Consider the following 19,695-nt stretch of genomic DNA (forward strand, 5'->3'; position numbering starts at 1 on the left):
GACTCGGGGGCAGGTAAACCCGCCCGCTTCTCTGCACGCGCCCGCATACGGGCACCTGCGGAACTCTTCGAAGTGGGCGCAGCCCATAGATTCAAGGAGTTGGCATGGAAGTACGTATCGGCATTCAGCACGTCTCTCGCGAGATCGTCATCGAGACCGACGCCAAGCCCGAAGAGATCGAGCAGGCCGTGGCCGCCGCCATCGAAGGCGCGCAGCCGCTGCTCAGCCTGGAGGACCGCCGCGGCAAGAAGATCGTCGTGCCCGTCGCGTCCATCGGCTATGTGGAGATCGGCTCCGACACCAAACAGACCGTGGGCTTCGCAGCCGCAGTCGCCTAATGAAAGTACCCATGACTGAACAGACCACCGAGTCCTCAGCCGCCGAGATTGACGCCACCATCTCCGCCGTTGACCCCGAGCTCGTCGAGGCCGTCGAAGCCTCCAGCCTCACCTTCGCAGACTTCAATGTGCGCCCCGAGATCGTCGAGGCCCTCGCCGCCAAGGGGATCACCACCCCGTTCCCGATCCAGGCGGAGACCCTGCCGATCGCGCTGGGCGGCTATGACATCATCGGTCAGGCCAAGACCGGCACCGGCAAGACGCTGGGCTTCGGCATCCCCGCCATCCAGCGCGTGACCAGCCCCGACGACGCCGGCTATGACGACCTTCCGGCCCCCGGAGCGCCCCAGGCGCTGATCGTGGCCCCGACGCGCGAGCTCGCCGTGCAGGTGGCCTCCGACATCAAGGTCGCCGCCGCCCGCCGCGGCATCCGCGTGGCCACCATCTACGGCGGCCGCGCCTACGAGCCGCAGATCGAAGAGCTGGATCGCGGCGTCGAGATCGTCGTCGGCACCCCCGGCCGACTGATCGACCTGCACCGGCAGCGCCACCTGAAGCTGAAGAACGTCAACATCGTGGTCCTCGACGAAGCCGACGAGATGCTGGACCTCGGCTTCCTCCCCGACGTGGAGACCCTGCTCTCGGCCGTCCCGGAGATCGGTCGCCAGACCATGCTCTTCTCCGCGACCATGCCCGGCCCCGTGGTCGCCATGGCCCGCCGCTACATGACCAAGCCCACCCACATCTCGGCCGCAGATCCGCTGGATGAGGGCATCACCAAGAAGGACATCCGGCAGCTGGTCTACCGCGCGCACCACCTGGACAAGGACGAGGTCATCGCCCGTCTGCTCCAGGCTGAGGGCCGCGGCCGCACCATCGTCTTCACCCGGACCAAGCGCCAGGCCGACCGGCTCTCCGCGGAGCTGCAGTCCCGCGGCTTCGCCGCCGGCGCCATCCACGGAGACCTCGGCCAGGGCGCCCGCGAGCAGGCCCTGCGCGCCTTCCGCAACGAGAAGATCGACGTGCTGGTCGCCACCGACGTCGCCGCCCGCGGCATCGACGTCACCGACATCACCCACGTCATCAACCTCACCGCCCCCGATGACGAGAAGGCCTACCTGCACCGCGTGGGCCGCACCGGCCGCGCCGGCAAGACCGGCATCGCCGTGACCTTCGTGGACTGGGAGGACATGCCCAAGTGGAAGCTCATCGACAAGGCCCTCGGCCTGGGCATCCCGGAACCCATCGAGACCTACTCCTCCTCGCCGCACCTCTACGAGGACCTCGACATCCCCAAGGGCACCAAGGGGCGCCTGCCGCGGCATAAGCGCTCCAAGGCCGGCCTGGACGCCGAGGAGCTCGAAGACCTCGGCGGCCCCGAGAAGCGCAGGTCCAGCGGCGGACGCGGTGACCGCGATGCCGGTCGCGGCGGACGCTCCGGCGACCGTGACGGCGGTCGCGGCGGTCGTTCCGGTGATCGCGACTCTTCACGCGGCGGACGCTCCGGCGGCCGGGACTCCGGCCGCGGTGGCAGCCGCACGGAAGATTCGAACCGGGGCTCCTCCACGGACTCCGCTCCGGCGGCCGAGGGCGCAGCTGCCCCGCGCAGCCGCAACCGTCGCCGCACCCGCGGCGGCGAGGACTCCGGCTCAGCCGCGCAGACCCAGCAGGGTCAGCCAGCTGAGTCCGCGGCGTCGGCTGAGGGCTCAGACTCGGCCACGCAGCCAAGGCGTCGGCGGCGTCGTCGTGGTGGCTCCGGCTCAGGCGGCGACACCACCTCCAGCGAGAGCTGAACGGCCCCGATGTGAGTACCGGGGAGAAGGCTGCGGCGAGCAGCGGCAGCTTCGACCCCAGCGGTGGATCCCAGGTGCTCGAGGGCGAGAACCTCGAGCTCCTGCCGGACCTGCCTGACGGTGCCTTCACGGTGATCTACCTGGACCCGCCCTTCAACACGGGGCGGGCCCAGCGGGCCACCAAGACCACCAACACCCGGCGCCCCGACGGCGAGGGCAACCGGGTGGGCTTCGCCGGGCGCAGCTATGACACGGTCCGCCGCGCGCTGGCCGAGTACGACGACTCCTTCACCGACTACTGGGAGTTCCTCGAGCCCCGGCTGCTCCACGCCTGGCGGCTGCTCGCCGATGAGGGCACGCTCTACCTGCACCTGGACTACCGCGAGGTCCACTACGCGAAGGTCCTCTGCGATGCGATCTTCGGGCGGGAGTCCTTCCTCAACGAGATCATCTGGGCCTATGACTACGGTGGGCGGACCAAGAAGCGCTGGCCCACCAAGCACGACACCATCCTGGTCTACGTGAAGAACCCCTCGGGCTACATCTTCAACGCCGAGGCCGTGGACCGCGAGCCCTATATGGCCCCTGGGCTGGTCACCGCGGAGAAGGTCGCGCTGGGCAAGCTGCCCACCGACGTCTGGTGGCACACCATCGTCTCGCCCACCGGGAGGGAGAAGACCGGGTATCCCACGCAGAAGCCGGTCGGACTCATCCGCAGGATGGTCCAGGCCTCCTCGAACCCGGGGGACTGGGTGCTCGACTTCTTCGCCGGCTCCGGAACCCTGGGTGCGGTGGCCGTGGAGACCGGGCGCCGCTTCATCTGCATCGACTCCTCCCCGCAGGCCCTGGATGTGATGGAGAATCGTCTGGGTGAGCATGCGCAGGTCCACCGACAGGCATTGATGGAGGCGTCATGATCGAATTTCGGCAGGTCACCAAGACCTACCCGGACGGGACCCCCGCGGTCCAGGACTTCAGCCTCATCGTGCCCTCGCACACCACCACCGTGCTGCTGGGCTCCTCCGGCTGCGGGAAGACCACGCTGCTGCGCATGGTCAACCGGATGGTGGACCCCAGCTCCGGGGCCGTGCTCATCGACGATGAAGATGTGGCCGACGCCGAGCCGGTCGCCCTGCGTCGCCGCATCGGCTACGTGATGCAGCACTCCGGGCTGCTGCCGCACCGCCGGGTCATCGACAACATCGCCACCGTGCCGCGGCTCAACGGCGCCTCCCGGGCCGATTCTCGGGCACGCGGCTACGAGCTGATGGAGATCGTCGGTCTCGACGCCTCCCTGGGCACCCGCTACCCCGGCCAGCTCTCAGGCGGCCAGCAGCAGCGCGTCGGGGTGGCCCGCGGACTCGCCGCCGACCCCAACATCCTGCTCATGGACGAGCCCTTCGGCGCCGTGGACCCGCTGGTGCGCGTCGAGCTGCAGCGCGAGCTCTCCCGGGTCCAGGCGGACCTGAAGAAGACCATCATCTTCGTCACCCACGACATCGACGAGGCGCTGACCCTCGGCGACCAGATCGTGGTGCTCAAGGCCGGCGGCGAGGTCGCCGCCGCAGGCACCCCAGCGGAGCTGGTGCAGAACCAGCAGGACGATTTCGTCTCGCGCTTCCTGGGCCTGGACTCGGGCCGGCGATCGCTGACCGCCGCCACGGCCGACGACGGCGGCTGGCTCATCTCCGACGCCCAGGGCCGACCCCTGGGTGTGGTGGACTCCCAGCCGGATGGTGTTCAGCCCGGGGGCGCCCAGCCCGGCGGCGGCCAGTCCAACGGCGCCCATCCCAACGGCGCCCAGCCCGACGGTGTCCGAGCCGATCCCGTCCAGCACCCATGACCTGGGTCCTGGACAACCTCCCCCGCATCGGGGAGCTCACGCTGGCGCATCTGGCGCTGAGCCTGCCCGCCGTGATCATCGCCTTCGTGCTCTCGATCCCGCTGGCCTGGGGTGCGAACCGGGTGCGGGTGCTGCGCGAGCCGGTGCTCACCGGCACCGGACTGCTCTACGCGGTGCCCTCGTTGCCCTTGTTCATCCTGCTGCCCGCGCTGATCGGCACCTCGGTGCGTGACCCGCTCAACGTGGTCATCGCCCTGTCCATCTTCGGACTGGCCCTGATGGTGCGCTCCGCCGCGGAGGCGCTGGACGCGGTCACCGACGACGTGCGCACCTCCGCCACCGCCATCGGGTTCTCCGGAGTCGGACGATTCTTCACCGTGGAGCTCCCGCTCGCCGGCCCCGCCCTGCTCGCCGGGGTTCGTGTGGTCTGCGTGAGCTCGATCAGCCTGGTCTCGGTCAGCGCCGTGCTCGGGGTCAGCTCGCTGGGCTCGCTGTTCACCGACGGATTCGCCCGCAACATCATCGGTTCGATCGTGGCCGGGATCCTGATGACCGTGGTGCTCGCGCTGATCTGTGACCTGCTGCTGGTCCTGGCCGGGCGGATGCTTATGCCGTGGCAGCAGCCGAGCCGCCGTCGTCGTCCGCTGCCGGCCCGGGCTCGTGAGGTCTCCGCATGACCAACATCCTCGAGGCCCTGGACTGGCTGCTCACCGCCGAGGCCTGGGCCGGGCCCGGCGGGCTCTGGGCGCGTTCCCTCGAGCACCTCGGCTACACCCTGCTTGCGCTGGGAATCTCCGCGGTGATCGCGCTGCCGCTGGGCCTGGCGATCGGACACACCCGCAAGGGTCGCGGACTCGCGATCGTGGCCACGGGGGCCGCCCGCGCGCTGCCCACGCTGGGCCTGCTCACCCTGGTGGCGCTGTTCACCGGGATCGGGCTGACCGCCCCCATGGTGGCGCTGGTGATCCTCGCCGCGCCCTCGGTGCTGGCCGGCGCCTACGCCGGGGTGGAATCGGTGAACCAGGCCACGGTGGACGCCGCGCGCGCCCAGGGGATGAGCGGCTGGCAGATCCTCACCCGGGTGGAGATCCCGCTGGGCCTGCCGCTGATCCTGAGCGGGCTGCGGCTCGCCGCGCTGCAGATCATCGCCACCGCGACGCTCGCGGCCTATGTCGGGGCCGGCGGGCTCGGACGTCAGCTGTTCCTGGGGCTGCAGACCTACGACTACTCCGTGATGCTCGGCGCCTCCCTGGTGGTGATCCTGCTCGCCATCCTGGTGGACGCGGCCTTCGGTATCACCCAGCGGCTGCTCCGCCGGGTCCCGGGGCTCGCCGGACCGCAGCGCGTCTCCGGCTCCCGCCGAGACCCCCGGAGTCGGCGCGCAAACGGGCGCCCGGAGGCCTCGAATCCTGAAGCACCGCACCAGAATCGCGCGAATGTGACTGCGCACTGAGCACCCTCTGCCGGTGAGCTGGTGTTTCTGCGAAGATTTCGCCTAGGACAAGTTGCCGCTGAAGTGGGAGCTGCCGAGAGAAAGAGGACGACAGATGAGGACCACCGGATTTTGGGTCACAGGAACGATCGCCGCTCTGGCGCTGACCGGCTGCGGCGGCGGAGACCCGCTCGCCGAGGATGGTGAGGGCGAGGCCGAACAGGGCGAGGCCCTGGTGATCGGATCCCAGCAGTACTACTCCAACACCATCATCGCCGAGCTCTACGCGCAGGCGCTGGAAGCCGAGGGGATCGAGGTCGAGCGCGAGTTCGAGATCGGTCAGCGGGAGGTCTATGTCTCGGAGATCGAATCCGGCGCCATCGACGTCTTCCCCGAGTATGCGGGCAACTTCCTGCAGTACTACGACGAGGCAGCCGAAGCGGCGACCCTCGAGGAGATCACCGCCGCGCTCGGGGAGGCGCTGCCCGAGGGTCTGCGCGTGCTCGAGCCGGCCGAGGCCACCGACCAGGACAGCTTCGTGGTCACCTCCGAGTTCGCGCAGGAGAATGACCTCACCGAGGTGTCCGACCTGGCCGGGATTGAGGATCTGCGCATCGCGGCGAACTCCGAGTTCGAGACCAGGCCCTACGGACCCGAGGGGCTCCAGGACGTCTACGGCGTGGAGATCAGCGTGGTCACGGTCCAGGACTCCGGCGGGCCGCTGACCGTGGACGCGCTGCTGAGCGGGGACGTGGAGGTCGCCGACATCTACAGCGCCGATCCGATCATCGAGTCGGAGAACCTCGTGGTGCTCGAGGACCCCGAGGAGCTGGTGCTGCCGCAGAACGTGATCCCGGTGGTCTCCGAACGGGTCGACGAGGCCGCCGCCGCGGTGCTCGACGAGGTCAACGCCGCGCTGACCAGCGAGGAGCTGATCTCACTGAACAGCCAGAGCGTCGATGACCAGGCCGATCCCGCCGACGTCGCCGCCGACTGGCTCAGCGAACAGGGTCTCGACTGATCTGAACCATCGGGAAGCCCCTCCCTGGGGTGAAGAGATCGTAGACCTGTGGCGAACCGTGGGGCTGAAGCCCTGCGACAGACCCTCAGGTCTACGATCTCTTCTCCCGACCACCACGCGCATGCGACCTGCTGCACGGAGTGAGAACACTTCCACGTCAAGTCCGTCTGCAGACTGGAGCGCCGCGACCGGGTCGACCTCCGCGGCGTGGACGAGCTGCTCTGCCCGCAGTTCCTCAGCGAGGTCAAGCTTCGCCGCGGGGGAGAGGTGGCTCAGCTGGCGCGGCGGATGTGGATGTGGCGCACGGCGTCGATGCGTTCGATCTCGAACTCGCCGGGGCGATGGTGCTGGCAGAACCCGCCGACGGGGACCTTCGTGAGGTAGCTGGCCATCTGGGCGAGCTCCGCGGCGGAGAAGTCCTCGGCCCGGCGGCGCTTCGCCGGGGTGGCGCGCGTGGTCTCCTGGCGGACCGTGACCTCGATGCCGTGCAGGTCCTGGAGCGCGCGCACATAGTCTTCGGTGCGCCCCTCGGCGGCCATCTCGCGGGCTCGCACGGTGGGTGCGTGCAGCATCTTGCGCACGATCCGGCGCACCGCGAACTCCACCTCTTCGGTGGCTCCGGTGCAGCCGTGCTGCTTGCGGACTCTGTCCATCTCTTCGTCCAGCAGCGACTGGGTGTGCCGGCGCAGCGCCACGATGGCGTCGTCGGCGGTGCGTTCGCGACGCTCGGTGAGGTACTGGTTCACCGCCGAGCGCACGACGTCGCGCGCCTCCTGAACCGAGTCCTCGGTCTCCCCGGGGGCGGCCATCTTCACCGATTCCAGGGTGATCAGGTCCACTCCGTCGAGCTCGGCGACATCGGGATCGAAGTCATGGGACAGTGCGAGATCGATGACGGTCAGCGGCTTCTCCCGCTGGGTGTCTCCGGAGAGTCCGGCCAGGTTCTCGACCTCTTTGGCGGTGATCCGCCGGTTGCCGCCGGAGCAGCCGATGATCACATCGGCGTTGCGGAAGGCCCCGGGCAGTTCCTGCATCTGCAGCGCCCGGGCGCCGCCGACCCGCTCGGCCACGAAGTCCTCGGCGCGGCCGGAGCCGGAGAAGACCCCGATGTCGGTGACCCCGCGCTCGACCAGCTGGGCCAGCGATGTCCCGGAGTAGGCGCCGGTGCCGATCAGCACGATCTTGGCACCGGGGTAGAACGTGGAGCCGTCGCCGCGCATGTCCCCGGCGATGTCCAGGGCCACCGAGACGATGGAACGTCCGCGGGAGCCCAGCGCTGTGCGGGTGCCGACATCCTTGGCGGTCCGCGACGCGGTCTCGAAGAGCTTGGTGAGGCTTCCGGAGATGGTCCCGGCGTGCTGGGCGTCGGCCAGGGACTTGCGCACCTGGCCGGCGATCTCGCGCTCCCCGATCACGGCGGAGTCCAGACCGGCGCCGACCTCGAAGAGGTGAGAGACGGCGTCGTCCTCCACCAGGGTGCGGAACGAGCGGCCGACCAGCTCGCGGTCCAGGCCGGAGGTCTCGGCGACAGCGTCGAGCAGCTGTTCGCGGGTCGTCTGCACGTCATCATGGGAGCCGCCGGTGGACTCGGCGTAGATCTCCATGCGGTTGCACGTCGCCAGCGTCACGGCAGGCATGTGTACGGAACCGGCCAGTTCGGCCGCTCCTGAGCTGAGAGTGCCCACCGTCTCGAGGTCCAGCTCCGAGTGGGTGGCAACGAGTGAAATAAGTACCACGACGTCATTGATTCTACAGCGGGTCGAAGTGTGGCGCGGAAAAGTGGAGAATGTGGCATATGACTTCTGGATCTTTCGCCGGCATGGCCGCGTCCTCCCCGGCCACCGGCTCCGTCACCGCGATCCCGCGGGCGGCCGTTCGTTCTCAGGGTTCCACCGCGCAGCTGCCGCAGGACCACCCGCTGCTCACCGGGCTCACCGCCGACTCCGCTCTGCTGAATCAGTATCGCGGCGGGCGTAACAGTGCGGGGGAGATCACACGTCCGCACCGCCGCCCGGTGTGGTTCATGCGGCAGGCCGGCCGTTCGCTGCCCGAATACCGGGCGCTGCGCGAGGGCACCACGATGCTGGACAGCTGCCTGGACCCCGCGCTGGCCTCGGAGATCACGCTGCAGCCGGTGCGTCGGCACGACGTCGACGCCGCGATCTTCTTCTCCGACATCGTCATCCCGCTGCGCCTGGCCGGGATCGACGTCGAGATCCAGCCCGGTGTGGGCCCGGTGCTGGGCTCCCCGGTGCGCACCCGCGCCGACGTCGAGGCGCTGCCCACGCTCGACGACGCCGCCTTCGCGCCGATCACCGAGGCCGTGAGGCGCACCGTGGCCGAGCTCGGCTCCACCCCGCTGATCGGCTTCGCCGGTGCCCCGTTCACCCTGGCCGCCTACATGGTGGAGGGCAAGCCCTCCCGGGACCACCTGGGACCGCGCACCATGATGCACGCTGACCCCGACACCTGGAACGCCCTCGCCGCCTGGGCCGCAGAGGTCTCCGGCCGGTTCATGCGCGCCCAGCTGATGGCCGGCGCCTCCGCCGCGCAGCTCTTCGACTCCTGGGCCGGATCACTGGGCCGCGAGGACTATGCCCGCCACGTGCTGAGCCACTCCGCCGAAGCCTTCACCCATGTCCAGGACCTCGGCGGCACCACGCCTGCGGGTCACCGGGTCACCGCCCCGCTGATCCACTTCGGCACCGGCACCGGGGAGATCCTGGACCTGCTGCGCGTGGCCGGCGCCGACGTCGTCGGAGTCGACTACCGGCTGAACCTCGCCGAGGCCACCCGTCGGGTGGGTGCGGAGACGCCGCTGCAGGGCAACATCGACCCGGCGCTGCTGCCCGCCGACTGGCCCGTGCTGGAGAAGCACGTGCGTGCGATCATCGCGGCCGGCTCCGGCGCCGCCGGGCACGTGCTCAACCTGGGTCACGGGGTGCCCCCGGAGACCGACCCGGAGGTGCTCACCCGCGTGGTCAGCCTGATCCACGAGATCGGCTACGAGGACTGAGCTCCGCCTGAATGAACGCCCAGATCAACGCTTCGTTGAGTGAACCCGTCAACGCACAGGTCAGCGCCCCGGTGAGCGAACGGTCGAGCGCCTCGGCCTCGCCGCCGCATGTCGCCGTGGTCGGCGGGGGCATCGCCGGGCTGATCGCCGCCTGGGATCTGGCCCGCGCCGGCGCCACGGTGGAGATCTTCGAGGCCGGTGACCGGCTGGGCGGGGCGATCGGCGCCCACGTCATGGGGGGCGTCGCCTACGACGCCGGAGCTGAGGCCTTCGCGACCCGCTCACCCGTGGTGCCCCGGCTGCTCAAGGAGCTCGGCCTGGACGAGCAGGTGGTCGCCCCGCAGCATTCCGCGGCGTGGCTGCAGCTGCCTGATCTTGCCGCTCCGCTGCCGGCCACCGGAATCCTCGGAATCCCGGCCGATCCGCTGTCCCCGGACGTGGTGGCCATCCTCGGAGAGGCCGAAGCTCGCCGCGCCGCCGAGGATCTCACTGCTTCCATGGAGAACTGGGCCGAGGCCCATGAGGCTCGGGCCGGGCAGATCACCCTCGGCGAGGTGGTCCGGGACCGGATGGGCCAGGCCGCGCTGGATCGGCTGGTCACCCCGATCGTGTCGGGGGTGCATTCGGCTGACCCCGACGACCTGGACATGAACAACGCCGCCCCCGGACTCTTCGAGGCGATGCTGCGCGAGGGCTCGCTGGCCCGCGCGGTGGCGCTGGTGAAGTCCAAGGCCCCTCCCGGCTCGGCGGTGAACTCGCTGCACGGGGGACTCAACCGCCTCGTCGGCGCGCTCGAGGCGCAGCTGCTCCAGCTCGGCGCGGAGATCCGGCTCAACACGGAGGTCACCGACCTGGCCGCCCTGGCCGCCGGGACTGCAGCGAGTGGAGGGACACGACCGGACCACGTGATCCTCGCCCTGGACGCCCCTGCCGCTGTGCAGCTGATCTCTTCAGTGGTGGACCTGAGTGGACTGGACCTGACCGGACTGACCCCGGCCGGAGGTCCAGATGACGGCACTCAGGCCGCCGGCGCGCCGGACCCGGGCCGCGGCGTCGCCCTGGTCTCGATGATCCTCGACGCCCCCGAGCTCGACGACCACCCGCGCGGCACCGGGGTGCTGGTGGCGCCGCAGGTGAGGGACATCGCCGCCAAGGCGATGACGCACATCAGCTCCAAATGGGAATGGGCGGACACCGCCGTCACCCACGCCCACGGACCCGGTCACCACGTGGTGCGCCTCTCCTATGGACGGGTGGGGCAGACCCACCAGGACGCGCTCGGCGCTGAGTCCAGCGACGAGGCGCTGCTGCAGGCCGCCGCCGTCGACGTCGGTGCGCTCTTCGGGCTGCCGATCGAACCCGAGCAGATCCTCGAGGCCAGCGTGATCCGCTGGCGCAAGGCGCTTCCGCAGAGCTCCGCCGGGCACGCCGAACGGATCGCCGCGCTGCGCGAGCGGCTGGCTGATGCCTCCGGCGGGGCGGCAGCGGGGGAGCAGCCGGGGCTCCACATGATCGGCGCCTGGTTCGCCGGCACCGGACTGGCCCGGGTGGTGCCCGACGCCCGCGCGGCGGCCGCAGCGATCCTCAGCGTCCGCTCCTGAGCCGTCCGTCACTTTTTTCGACGTCATGTAGAAAACCGTGGAAGTCCGGGCGATAAGCTGGATGCGGGACATCGTCACCTGAGGTCCCGCACGGACGATCAATGCTGATGGAGGCATCTGTGAGCTACGGCAGCAACGCCCAGCGCACGCCCGAAGAGGTCAACACCTCGGGCAAAGACTGGTTCACCCTCTACACCGTCTTCGCGCGGACCGGACCCGCTCCGCAGGGCGCCGACGTGGAGGTCGAGTTCGACCAGCTTGCCGGAGCGTTCGCCGAGCAGGAGGTCAGCTTCCGCGGCACCTACGACGTCTCCGCCATGCGCGACGAGGCCGACATCCTCACCTGGGTCACCGGCCCCTCAGCCGAGGACCTGCAGGCCGCGGTGCGCCGCATCCGCCGCACCGCGATGTTCTCGCAGACCCGGATCGCGTTCTCCGCCATGGGCGTGCACCGCACCGCCGAGTTCGCCCGCAGCCACGTCCCGGCCTATGCCCTCGGGGTGCCGCCGGAGGACTGGCTGGTCATCTACCCGTTCAACCGCTCCTATGACTGGTACCTGCTGGACCCGGCCAAGCGCGGGAAGATGCTGCGCGAGCACGGAATGCTCGGCCAGGAGTTCCCCTCGGTGCTGGCCAACACCACCTCGGCCTTCGCGCTGAACGACTGGGAGTGGCTGCTCGCGCTGGAGGCGCCGAAGCTCACCGATCTGGTCGACATGATGCGCAAGCTGCGCGAGTCCGAGACCCGCTATCACGTACGCGATGAGATTCCCTTCTACACCGGACGCCGCCTGAAGGCCGCGTCGGAGATCGCTGAGGTTCTGCTGTGACGATCACCCCCGACGACACCGAATCGGCCGAGAACGCCGGATCAGCCGGGAACGCCGGACCGGCGCACCCGACCGAGACCTCCGATCACCCCACCGAGGCGCAGGCCGCCTCGGCAGTGGCGGACTCCTCCCAGGCCACGCCCACCCCGGGCACCGAGACCAGCCCCGACGCCGCCGAGGCGCCGGCTCCGCTTCCGGTGGACTATGCCGAGGGTTCCACCAAGGACCAGCCGGGCAACTATGACGCGATCCTGCTCGCCTCCTTCGGCGGCCCCGAGGGTCAGGATGACGTGCTCCCATTCCTGCGCAACGTCACCCGAGGTCGCGGCATCCCGGATGAGCGGCTCGAAGAGGTCGCCACGCACTACCGCGCCAACGGCGGGATCAGCCCGATCAACCAGCAGAACCGGGACCTCAAGGGGGCGCTGGAGGCCGAGGTCGCCGCCCGGCAGCTGAACATCCCGATCTACTGGGGCAACCGCAACTGGAACCCCTTCTTCACCGAGACCTTCCGCGAGATGCACGCGGCCGGACACCGTCGGATCCTGGCGCTGGTCACCTCCGCGTACAACGGCTATTCCTCCTGCGGGCAGTACCGCGAGGACTTCTCACTCACCCTGGATGAGACCGGGCTGCGCGAGGAGATGAGCGTGGTGAAGGTTCGTCAGTTCTTCATGGACAAGGCGTTCATCGACCCGTTCAAGGACGCCCTGGCCGCCGGCATCGCCGATGTCCGGGCGCAGCTCGAGCAGGCCGGCAAGGCCGAGGCGAAGCCGAAGATCGTCTTCGTCACCCACTCCATCCCCAGCCGCAACGCCGAGGCCATGGGCCCGGACCGGGTGATCGAGGAATACGGCACCGACGTCTACTCGGCCGAGCACCTCGCCGTCGCGCGCCACCTGATGGCCAGCGTCGAAGAGGCCGAGGGCCTGGAGCACTCACTGACCTTCCAGTCTCGATCCGGCAGCCCGAAGACCCCGTGGCTGGAGCCCGACATCAACGACGCCATCACCGAAGACGCCGAGGCCGGCGTCGCCGGTGTGGTGGTGATGCCCATCGGCTTCGTCTCCGATCACATGGAGGTGCTCTGGGACCTCGACACCGAGGCCAAGGACACCGCCGCGGAGCTCGGCCTGGCCTACCACCGCGCCGCGACCCCTGGCATTCAGGAGAAGTTCGTCTCCGGACTTGTCGACGTGCTCAGCGAGTACCTGCAGGGCGTCAACGGTGAGCCCGTCGGCTTCGGCGAGCAGGTCGTGCCCGGCAAGTGGTCCGGCATCTGTGGTCCCTGCAACTGCACCCGCTTCCGCAAAGATGTCGCAAGGAGCTAGATGCCCACCTTCACCGTAGGCACCCGCGGCAGCAAGCTCGCACTGACCCAGACGACGACGGCGGCCGAGGCGCTCGCCTCCCACGCCGACGCCGGATATGAGCTCATCACGGTCAAGACCGAGGGTGACATCCTCACCGGGCCGCTCGCGCAGATGGGCGGCACCGGAGTGTTCGCCTCCGCGCTGCGCCAGGCGCTGTTCGACAAGACCTGTGATGTGGCCGTGCATTCGCTCAAGGACCTGCCGGCCAAGGATCTCGAGGGGCTTGCGATCGCCTCGGTGCCTTCTCGCGAAGACGTGCGCGATGCGCTGTGCTCCGCCGATGACGTCCCGCTGGCCCAGCTGCCGCAGGGCGCGAAGGTCGGCACCGGCTCCCCGCGCCGGGCCGCACAGCTGCGCGCCGCCCGACCTGATCTGGAGATCGTGGACATCCGCGGCAACGTCGGCACCCGGCTGGCCCGGGTCCGCGGCCATGGGTCTGCGGCCGAGGCCTCACCGCAGGCACCGAATGCCGCCCGGGGTGACCTGGACGCCGTCGTGCTTGCCGGGGCGGGGCTGAAGCGGCTCGGCCTGGAGCACCACATCGCCGAGCTGATCCCCACCGAGGTCATGCTCCCCGCCCCCGGACAGGGAGCCCTGGCCGTGGAGGTCCGCGCCGAGGATGCCGAGCCCACGGCGCCGCTCGGCATGGCGCTGGCGCTCTATGACGACATCCCGGCCCGGCTGGAGACCTCCGCCGAACGGGGACTGCTGGCGAAGCTCAACGCCGGCTGCTCGGCGCCGATCGGCGGGCTCGCCCGCTACGACGACAATCCCGACGGCGGCGCCACACTGCGGCTGGATTCGGTGATCTGCGCGCCCGACGGCACCAAGGTGCAGCGCGCCGGGGCCGAGATCTCGATCGAGGCCGGGGCTGATCGCCGGGTTTCGGTGGACCGGGCGATCCAGCTCGGCACTCATGTCGCCGAGCAGCTGCTCGCCGAGGACTTCGGGCTGTTGCAGCACGTCGTGGATTCCTAGAAGCTGGCACCATGCGCATCGCCCTGACCCGAGACCCCGCACAGGCGGGCCCGCTGGAGGCAGGGCTGCGCGCCGCCGGACTGCAGGTCCAGTTCCTGCCGGTCACCGAACAGCGACTGCCCGCCGACACCACCGAGCTGACGACGGCGCTCGAGCGGCTCTCACACGGCGACTTCGCGTGGGTGCTGTTCACCAGCGCCAACACCGTCCGAGCCCTGGTCAAGCTGGGCTGGGACGGCACCGTTCCGGCACAGGGACGCGTCGGCGTCGTCGGCCCCGGCACTGCCCGGGTGCTGCGCACGCTGACCGGCATCACCTCCCCGTGGATGCCTGAGGCGGAGAAGAGTGCGGCCGGGATGATCCAGGAGATCCCCGAGCCCGCCCCGGGTGCGAACACGGAGCTGCTGCTGCCGCAGTCGGCCCAGGCCCGGTCCCAGCTGCGCGACGGTCTCAGCGCCATCGGCTGGCAGGTCACCCAGGTCAGCGCCTATGAGACCGACTGCCTGGTGGTCGACGGAGCGCTCGCGCCCGGAGACTCGGACCGGCGGCTGCTCCCGCAGCCCGCCCGCGAAGACCTCCTGGACCTCGATCAGCTCGCCGCGGACCTGCGCCGCGACCGGCTGACCCACGTGGACCCCACGGTTCTGCTGGTCACCAGCTCCTCGGCCGCCGACGGACTCGCGGACCTCGGGGTCCCAGAGCGGGTCCGGCTGCTGGCCATCGGCCGGCCCACCGCCAAGACCCTCTCTCGCCGCGGCATCCCCGCCGCCAGTGTTCTCTCTGAGCCGAGCGCCGACGCTGTGATGGCCGCCCTGGGTCGCTGAGAACTAGACTGACCGGCGGCGACACGCTTGAGCTGGACCGGCTGCGCAGTGACGCGCCGCCAGCCCGAGCGCACCGACCGTCATCCCCCTGATCACCAGGAGTCGAACGTGAGTTTCCCCGAACAGCGCCCCCGCCGGCTGCGCCGCAGCCCCGCCATGCGCCGGATGGTGGCCGAGACCCGGCTGCACCCGGCCGACCTGATCCTGCCGGTCTTCGTCCGCGAGGGCCTCACCGAACCGGTGCCGATCAGCTCCATGCCCGGAGTGGTGCAGCACACCGAAGCCTCCCTGCTCACCGCCGCCGAAGAGGCCCGCGACCTCGGCCTGGCCGGGATCATGCTCTTCGGCATCCCCACCACCCGCGACGCCCAGGGCAGCGCCGGCCTGGACCCGCAAGGCATCCTCAACCGCTCCATCCGCGCTGTGAAGGACCGGGTCGGCGAGGACCTGGTCGTGATGAGCGACCTGTGCCTGGACGAGTTCACCGATCACGGGCACTGCGGGCTCGTCGACGAGGCCGGTGAGGTGGACAACGACGCCACCCTGGAGGTCTACGCCGAGATGGGCGTGGCCCAGGCCGAGGCGGGCGCCGACGTCGTCGCACCCTCGGGCATGATGGACGGCCAGGTCGCGGTGATCCGCCAGGCCCTGGACGAGGCCGGACACCAGCACGTGCCGATCCTCGCCTACGCCGCGAAGTACGCCTCCGGCTTCTACGGCCCGTTCCGCGAGGCCGTGGACTCCCAGCTGAAGGGTGACCGCAAGCAGTACCAGATGGACGCCCCGAACCGCACCGAGGCGCTGCGCGAGGTCGAGCTGGATCTCGCCGAAGGCGCGGACATGGTGATGGTCAAGCCCGCCAGCGCCTACCTCGACATCCTCTCCGACACCGCCGCGATCAGCGACGTCCCGGTCTCGGCCTACCAGGTCTCCGGGGAGTACGCGATGATCGAGGCCGCCGCCGCCAATGGCTGGATCAACCGGCGCACCGTGGTCACCGAATCGCTGATCGCGATCCGCCGCGCGGGCGCCACCAACGTGCTGACCTACTACGCCGCCGAGGTGGCCGGATGGCTGCGCGAGGAGCTGGCCGGGTCACGCGGGAGCGCCTCGGCGTCCAGTGCGCAGACGCCGCCGAGCGCGCCCGCGCACCCGCCGATCGAGCCCCGTCGGCCCACAGCCTCGACCCGCCCTGCCGACCAACCCCGCACCGACGCCGGCTTCCCGCCGGTCAGCTGAAAGGACCCTCCTCCGCGATGACCACGAACCAGGAACTCTTCGACACCGCCCGCGAGCTCATGCCCGGGGGAGTGAACTCCCCGGTCCGCGCCTTCGGCTCGGTGGGAGGGACCCCTGCGTTCATGGTCTCCGCCGACGGGCCTTACCTGCGCGACGCCGAGGGCACCGAGTACGTGGACCTCGTCGGGTCCTGGGGACCGGCGCTGCTGGGGCACAGGCATCCTGCGGTGATCGCCGCCGTGCACGCCGCGGTGGACGCCGGACTCGGCTTCGGCACCTCCCACCCCTCCGAGGCGCGGCTCGCCGAACTGGTCCGCGGCCGGGTCCCCGGCGCGCAGATGATCCGGATGGTCTCCACCGGCACCGAAGCCACCATGACCGCGATCCGGCTGGCCCGCGGGGTCACCGGTCGCAACATCGTGGTGAAGTTCGCCGGCTGCTATCACGGGCACTCCGACGGGCTGCTCGCCGCCGCCGGCTCCGGGGTCGCCACGCTCGGGCTGCCCGGATCCGCGGGGGTCACCGAGGCGCAGGCCTCGGAGACCATCGTGGTGGAGTACAACGACCGCGCCGGACTCGAGGCGGTCTTCGCCGAACATGGCGAGCGCATCGCCGCGGTGATCACCGAGGCCACCCCCGCCAACATGGGCGTGGTGGTCCCTGAAGAGGGCTTCAACGCGTTCATCCGCGAGATCACCGAGCGCCACGGCGCGCTGATGATCTTCGACGAGGTGATGACCGGATTCCGGATCACCGAGGCCGGCTACTGGGGAGCCTCCGGACGGACCGAAGGCTGGGAGCCGGACCTGTTCACCTTCGGCAAGGTCATCGGCGGCGGGCTGCCCACCGCCGCGCTGGCCGGGCGCCGCGAGATCATGGAACACCTGGCGCCCACCGGACCGGTCTATCACGCCGGCACGCTGTCGGGGAACCCTGTCGCGATGGCCGCCGGGGTGGCCACCCTGGAGCACGCCACCGCAGGGGTCTACGCGCACGTGGATTCCAAGGCGCAGGTCGTGGCCGACGCACTCACGGCTGCGCTGCACGACGCCGGGGTGGACCACTCCCTGCAGAAGGTCGGCTCGCTGTTCTCGGTGGCCTTCGGCACCTCCGCCACCGGGGTGCACAACTACGCCCACGCCCAGGCACAGGAGACCTTCCGCTACGGACCGTTCTTCCACGCGATGCTCGACGCCGGGGTCTACCTGCCGCCGAGCGTGTTCGAGGCGTGGTTCCTGTCCTCAGCCCACGACGACGCCGCCATCGGCCGGATCCTGGATGCGCTGCCTTCCGCCGCGAAGGCCGCCGCGCAGGCCAAGCACTGAGGGGTCAGCCTCAAGGTTCAAGGTTCAAAGTCCCAGGGTGAGACGTCAGCCTTGACCCTCGGCGGCCAGCGTTGATCACGCGAGCCTGGGGTTGATCATCGTCATCCCCGGGGTCGCGGACCGCTGCATCGCGGGCAGCAGGGTGGCCGCCTCCTCGAGCCCGACCACGCGTTCGATGAGGTCCTGCGGGCGCAGCGTGCCCTCAGCGATCAGGGCCAGCATCCCGGGGTAGTCGGTCGCGGCCATGCCGTGGCTTCCCAGCAGGTCGAGCTCCCAGGCGATGGCGCGGGCCATCGGGACCGCGGAGAGTCCGGTCTCGGTGGGCAGCAGACCGATCTGGACGTGGCGGCCGCGGCGGCGCAGGCTCAGGATCGCCGCCGCGCAGGTCTGTTCGCTGCCGACCGCGTCCACGGAGATATCGCTGCCCTCACCGGTGATCTCGCGAACCGCTGCCGGGACATCGCGCCCGTCGGCGAGGATCCCATGATCGGCGCCAAGGTCCCGGGCCGCCTGCAAGGCCTCGGGGCTGCGGTCCACCGCGATCACCTGGGCGCCGATCGCCTTGGCGATCATCACCGCGCTCAGCCCCACACCTCCGGCGCCCACCACGGTGACCCATTCCCCGGCGCGCACACCGGCTCGGGCGGTCAGCGCCCGGTAGGCGGTGGCGAACCGGCAGCCCAGCGCGGCCGCGGCCTCGAAGGAGACACCCTCGGGGATGGCCACCAGGTTCGTGTCGGCGGCGTGGAGAGCGACGTGTTCGGCAAAGGAGCCTGCGTGGGTGAAGCCGGGCTGCTGCTGATCGGGACACACCTGGGCGTTGCCGGAGCGGCACCAGTCGCAGGCCCCGCAGCCGCACACGAAGGGCACCGTCACGCGGTCGCCCACGTGCCAGTTCCGCACCCCAGGGTCCACCGCGGAGATGACCCCGGCGAGCTCATGACCGGGCACATGGGGGAGGGTGAGCTTCTCGTGTCCGACCCAGGCATGCCAGTCGCTGCCACACAGGCCGGTCGCATGGACCTCCACGACGACCCCGCCTGCGGGTGGGGCGGGGTCGGGCACGTCCCGGACGTCCAGGGGCCCTGCGATCTCATCCATCACCATTGCGCGCATGAGGATGGATCTTACCTGTGCGCCCGGCACCGTCACGTGCCTGCACCGTTTGGGCACTGACGGGTGGAACGCTACAGTCTTTCGCCGGTCGTTCCACCCTTCGAGTCAGGAAGGTCCGCCCTCCACAACATCATCGGTGACGTCGGAGGGGGTCGCCTCGGCGTTCACACCGGCCATGCCGGACTGACCACGGCGTCGGGACGGGTGCGGCGCAGATACTCCTGCAGGTCCGCCGACTGCCCGACCTTCCATCCGGCCTGGAGCCGGTGCAGCTCGGGCGCCGGGATCTGCAGCTGCGGGAAGCGCTGCGCCTGCGCGCAGGCCACCTCTACCGCGGCCCAGGCGTCCGGGATCGCCGAGTGGGCGGCGTCGAGCTCGACCTCATAGTGCAGGCACATCTGGCTCAGCGTGCGTTTTCCGCGACGGTACTTGTCCACCTGCTTGTCGATCACCAGCGGGTCGATGACCCCGACCGGCTCGGTGAACTCCACCCCATGGCGCAGCGCCTCCTGCTGCAAGACAGTGAAGTCATAGGGAGCGTTCATCACCACCACGGCGCTGCCGGCGGCGAACTCCTGCGCCAGCGCGGTGGTGATCTGGGCGACCGCCTCAGCCGCCGGCTGCCCGTTGGCCTGGGCGTATTCGGTGGAGATGCCGTGGATGGCGGTGGTCTCGGCCGGGATCTCCACCCCGGGATCCACCAGCCATTCCCGAGTGCGCACGCGCTGCGCGCCCGGACCGGCGGGCTCGACCGCACGGGCTTCAGCGCCGCTGCCGGCTGCCGTGTCGGCGCTGACCTCTGCTTCGTCGAAGATCACCAGCGCCGCGGAGACGATCCGCGCTACACGTGGATCCCGGGAGGTGGTCTCCAGGTCGAAGCCGACCCGGCGGCGGGTGTGCCAGGACTCGCTGCTGGGAGTGATCTCGAAGAGGGTGGGGGTCTCGGCCATGGCACTACGGTAGCGC

At 70.2% G+C, this 19,695-nt stretch carries 18 protein-coding genes; 15 read left to right on the plus strand and 3 right to left on the minus strand.

Translation table 11 applies throughout. From position 1 onward, the window contains the following. Nucleotides 1-104: 104 nt before the first annotated feature. The 7 genes from LSI54_RS01410 to LSI54_RS01440 all read left to right on the plus strand — a co-directional run bounded on the left by LSI54_RS01410 (nt 105) and on the right by LSI54_RS01440 (nt 6,427). The gene (locus LSI54_RS01410) at nt 105-338 is read left to right on the plus strand and encodes a DUF3107 domain-containing protein (RefSeq protein ID WP_241463845.1); all 234 of its coding nucleotides are present in this window, start codon (nt 105-107) and stop codon (nt 336-338) included. An 11-nt stretch (nt 339-349) separates the two neighbouring features. Continuing rightward, on the plus strand, nt 350-2,131 hold the full coding sequence (locus tag LSI54_RS01415) for a DEAD/DEAH box helicase (protein ID WP_241475713.1): 1,782 nt from the start codon (nt 350-352) through the stop codon (nt 2,129-2,131). Between the two features lie 11 nt (nt 2,132-2,142). After that, nucleotides 2,143-3,048, plus strand: coding sequence for a DNA-methyltransferase (locus LSI54_RS01420; protein WP_241463848.1), 906 nt, complete (start codon nt 2,143-2,145; stop codon nt 3,046-3,048). Continuing rightward, nucleotides 3,045-3,974: an ABC transporter ATP-binding protein gene (locus LSI54_RS01425; RefSeq protein WP_241477579.1), complete on the plus strand. Its 930-nt coding sequence runs from the start codon at nt 3,045-3,047 to the stop codon at nt 3,972-3,974. The genes LSI54_RS01420 and LSI54_RS01425 overlap by 4 nt, the downstream gene beginning before the upstream one ends. Continuing rightward, the gene (locus LSI54_RS01430; protein WP_241463852.1) at nt 3,971-4,651 is read left to right on the plus strand and encodes an ABC transporter permease; all 681 of its coding nucleotides are present in this window, start codon (nt 3,971-3,973) and stop codon (nt 4,649-4,651) included. The genes LSI54_RS01425 and LSI54_RS01430 overlap by 4 nt, the downstream gene beginning before the upstream one ends. Next, nucleotides 4,648-5,427, plus strand: a complete 780-nt coding sequence (locus LSI54_RS01435; protein WP_241477580.1) for an ABC transporter permease — start codon at nt 4,648-4,650, stop codon at nt 5,425-5,427. Before LSI54_RS01430 ends, LSI54_RS01435 begins: the two co-directional genes overlap by 4 nt. 94 nt (nt 5,428-5,521) lie before the next feature. After that, on the plus strand, nt 5,522-6,427 hold the full coding sequence (locus tag LSI54_RS01440; protein WP_241463856.1) for an ABC transporter substrate-binding protein: 906 nt from the start codon (nt 5,522-5,524) through the stop codon (nt 6,425-6,427). A 272-nt stretch (nt 6,428-6,699) separates the two neighbouring features. Here the strand turns inward: LSI54_RS01440 and LSI54_RS01445 are convergent, their stop codons facing one another. Then, nucleotides 6,700-8,163, minus strand: a complete 1,464-nt coding sequence (locus LSI54_RS01445; RefSeq protein ID WP_241477581.1) for a glutamyl-tRNA reductase — start codon at nt 8,161-8,163, stop codon at nt 6,700-6,702. A 59-nt stretch (nt 8,164-8,222) separates the two neighbouring features. On the opposite strand from LSI54_RS01445, the gene hemE reads away from it, so the two are divergent. The 8 genes from hemE (at nt 8,223) to hemL (ending at nt 17,613) form a co-directional block, all read left to right on the plus strand. After that, a complete protein-coding gene (hemE, locus tag LSI54_RS01450) occupies nt 8,223-9,443 on the plus strand; it encodes a uroporphyrinogen decarboxylase (protein WP_241463858.1) in 1,221 nt (406 codons plus the stop codon). A gap of 11 nt (nt 9,444-9,454) precedes the next feature. Beyond that, on the plus strand, nt 9,455-11,044 hold the full coding sequence (locus LSI54_RS01455) for a protoporphyrinogen/coproporphyrinogen oxidase (RefSeq protein ID WP_241477582.1): 1,590 nt from the start codon (nt 9,455-9,457) through the stop codon (nt 11,042-11,044). A 107-nt stretch (nt 11,045-11,151) separates the two neighbouring features. After that, on the plus strand, nt 11,152-11,874 hold the full coding sequence (gene hemQ, locus LSI54_RS01460) for a hydrogen peroxide-dependent heme synthase (protein ID WP_241470164.1): 723 nt from the start codon (nt 11,152-11,154) through the stop codon (nt 11,872-11,874). After that, complete coding sequence (locus LSI54_RS01465) at nt 11,871-13,205, plus strand: ferrochelatase (RefSeq protein ID WP_446740407.1); 1,335 nt, start codon at nt 11,871-11,873, stop codon at nt 13,203-13,205. Before hemQ ends, LSI54_RS01465 begins: the two co-directional genes overlap by 4 nt. Beyond that, complete coding sequence (hemC, locus tag LSI54_RS01470; RefSeq protein WP_241463861.1) at nt 13,206-14,225, plus strand: hydroxymethylbilane synthase; 1,020 nt, start codon at nt 13,206-13,208, stop codon at nt 14,223-14,225. A gap of 11 nt (nt 14,226-14,236) precedes the next feature. Continuing rightward, a complete protein-coding gene (locus LSI54_RS01475; RefSeq protein WP_241463863.1) occupies nt 14,237-15,049 on the plus strand; it encodes a uroporphyrinogen-III synthase in 813 nt (270 codons plus the stop codon). Nucleotides 15,050-15,157: 108 nt separating this feature from the next. Then, nucleotides 15,158-16,288 (plus strand): porphobilinogen synthase, encoded by a 1,131-nt coding sequence (gene hemB / locus LSI54_RS01480; protein WP_241475704.1) that lies wholly within the window; start codon nt 15,158-15,160, stop codon nt 16,286-16,288. 17 nt (nt 16,289-16,305) lie between these two features. After that, complete coding sequence (gene hemL, locus LSI54_RS01485) at nt 16,306-17,613, plus strand: glutamate-1-semialdehyde 2,1-aminomutase (RefSeq protein ID WP_241477583.1); 1,308 nt, start codon at nt 16,306-16,308, stop codon at nt 17,611-17,613. 75 nt (nt 17,614-17,688) lie between these two features. Here hemL and LSI54_RS01490 read toward each other — a convergent pair whose 3' ends face one another. After that, nucleotides 17,689-18,729: a zinc-dependent alcohol dehydrogenase family protein gene (locus tag LSI54_RS01490; RefSeq protein ID WP_241477584.1), complete on the minus strand. Its 1,041-nt coding sequence runs from the start codon at nt 18,727-18,729 to the stop codon at nt 17,689-17,691. Between the two features lie 164 nt (nt 18,730-18,893). Continuing rightward, complete coding sequence (locus LSI54_RS01495) at nt 18,894-19,679, minus strand: 3'-5' exonuclease (protein WP_241477585.1); 786 nt, start codon at nt 19,677-19,679, stop codon at nt 18,894-18,896. Nucleotides 19,680-19,695 lie beyond the last annotated feature (16 nt).

This window comes from Nesterenkonia sp. AY15 (assembly GCF_022565855.1).
Lineage (GTDB): Bacteria > Actinomycetota > Actinomycetes > Actinomycetales > Micrococcaceae > Nesterenkonia.

Excerpts from the sequence above, each read along its gene's own strand:
- LSI54_RS01495 (WP_241477585.1), bottom strand. The coding sequence starts at position 19,679 with ATGGCCGAGACCCCCACCCTCTTCGAGATCACTCCCAGCAGCGAGTCC.
- LSI54_RS01425 (WP_241477579.1), top strand. The coding sequence starts at position 3,045 with ATGATCGAATTTCGGCAGGTCACCAAGACCTACCCGGACGGGACCCCC.
- LSI54_RS01430 (WP_241463852.1), top strand. The coding sequence starts at position 3,971 with ATGACCTGGGTCCTGGACAACCTCCCCCGCATCGGGGAGCTCACGCTG.
- LSI54_RS01410 (WP_241463845.1), top strand. The coding sequence starts at position 105 with ATGGAAGTACGTATCGGCATTCAGCACGTCTCTCGCGAGATCGTCATC.
- LSI54_RS01455 (WP_241477582.1), top strand. The coding sequence starts at position 9,455 with ATGAACGCCCAGATCAACGCTTCGTTGAGTGAACCCGTCAACGCACAG.
- LSI54_RS01415 (WP_241475713.1), top strand. The coding sequence starts at position 350 with ATGACTGAACAGACCACCGAGTCCTCAGCCGCCGAGATTGACGCCACC.
- hemQ (WP_241470164.1), top strand. The coding sequence starts at position 11,152 with ATGGAGGCATCTGTGAGCTACGGCAGCAACGCCCAGCGCACGCCCGAA.
- LSI54_RS01435 (WP_241477580.1), top strand. The coding sequence starts at position 4,648 with ATGACCAACATCCTCGAGGCCCTGGACTGGCTGCTCACCGCCGAGGCC.
- hemC (WP_241463861.1), top strand. The coding sequence starts at position 13,206 with ATGCCCACCTTCACCGTAGGCACCCGCGGCAGCAAGCTCGCACTGACC.
- hemL (WP_241477583.1), top strand. The coding sequence starts at position 16,306 with ATGACCACGAACCAGGAACTCTTCGACACCGCCCGCGAGCTCATGCCC.
- LSI54_RS01475 (WP_241463863.1), top strand. The coding sequence starts at position 14,237 with ATGCGCATCGCCCTGACCCGAGACCCCGCACAGGCGGGCCCGCTGGAG.
- LSI54_RS01440 (WP_241463856.1), top strand. The coding sequence starts at position 5,522 with ATGAGGACCACCGGATTTTGGGTCACAGGAACGATCGCCGCTCTGGCG.
- hemE (WP_241463858.1), top strand. The coding sequence starts at position 8,223 with ATGACTTCTGGATCTTTCGCCGGCATGGCCGCGTCCTCCCCGGCCACC.
- LSI54_RS01490 (WP_241477584.1), bottom strand. The coding sequence starts at position 18,729 with ATGCGCGCAATGGTGATGGATGAGATCGCAGGGCCCCTGGACGTCCGG.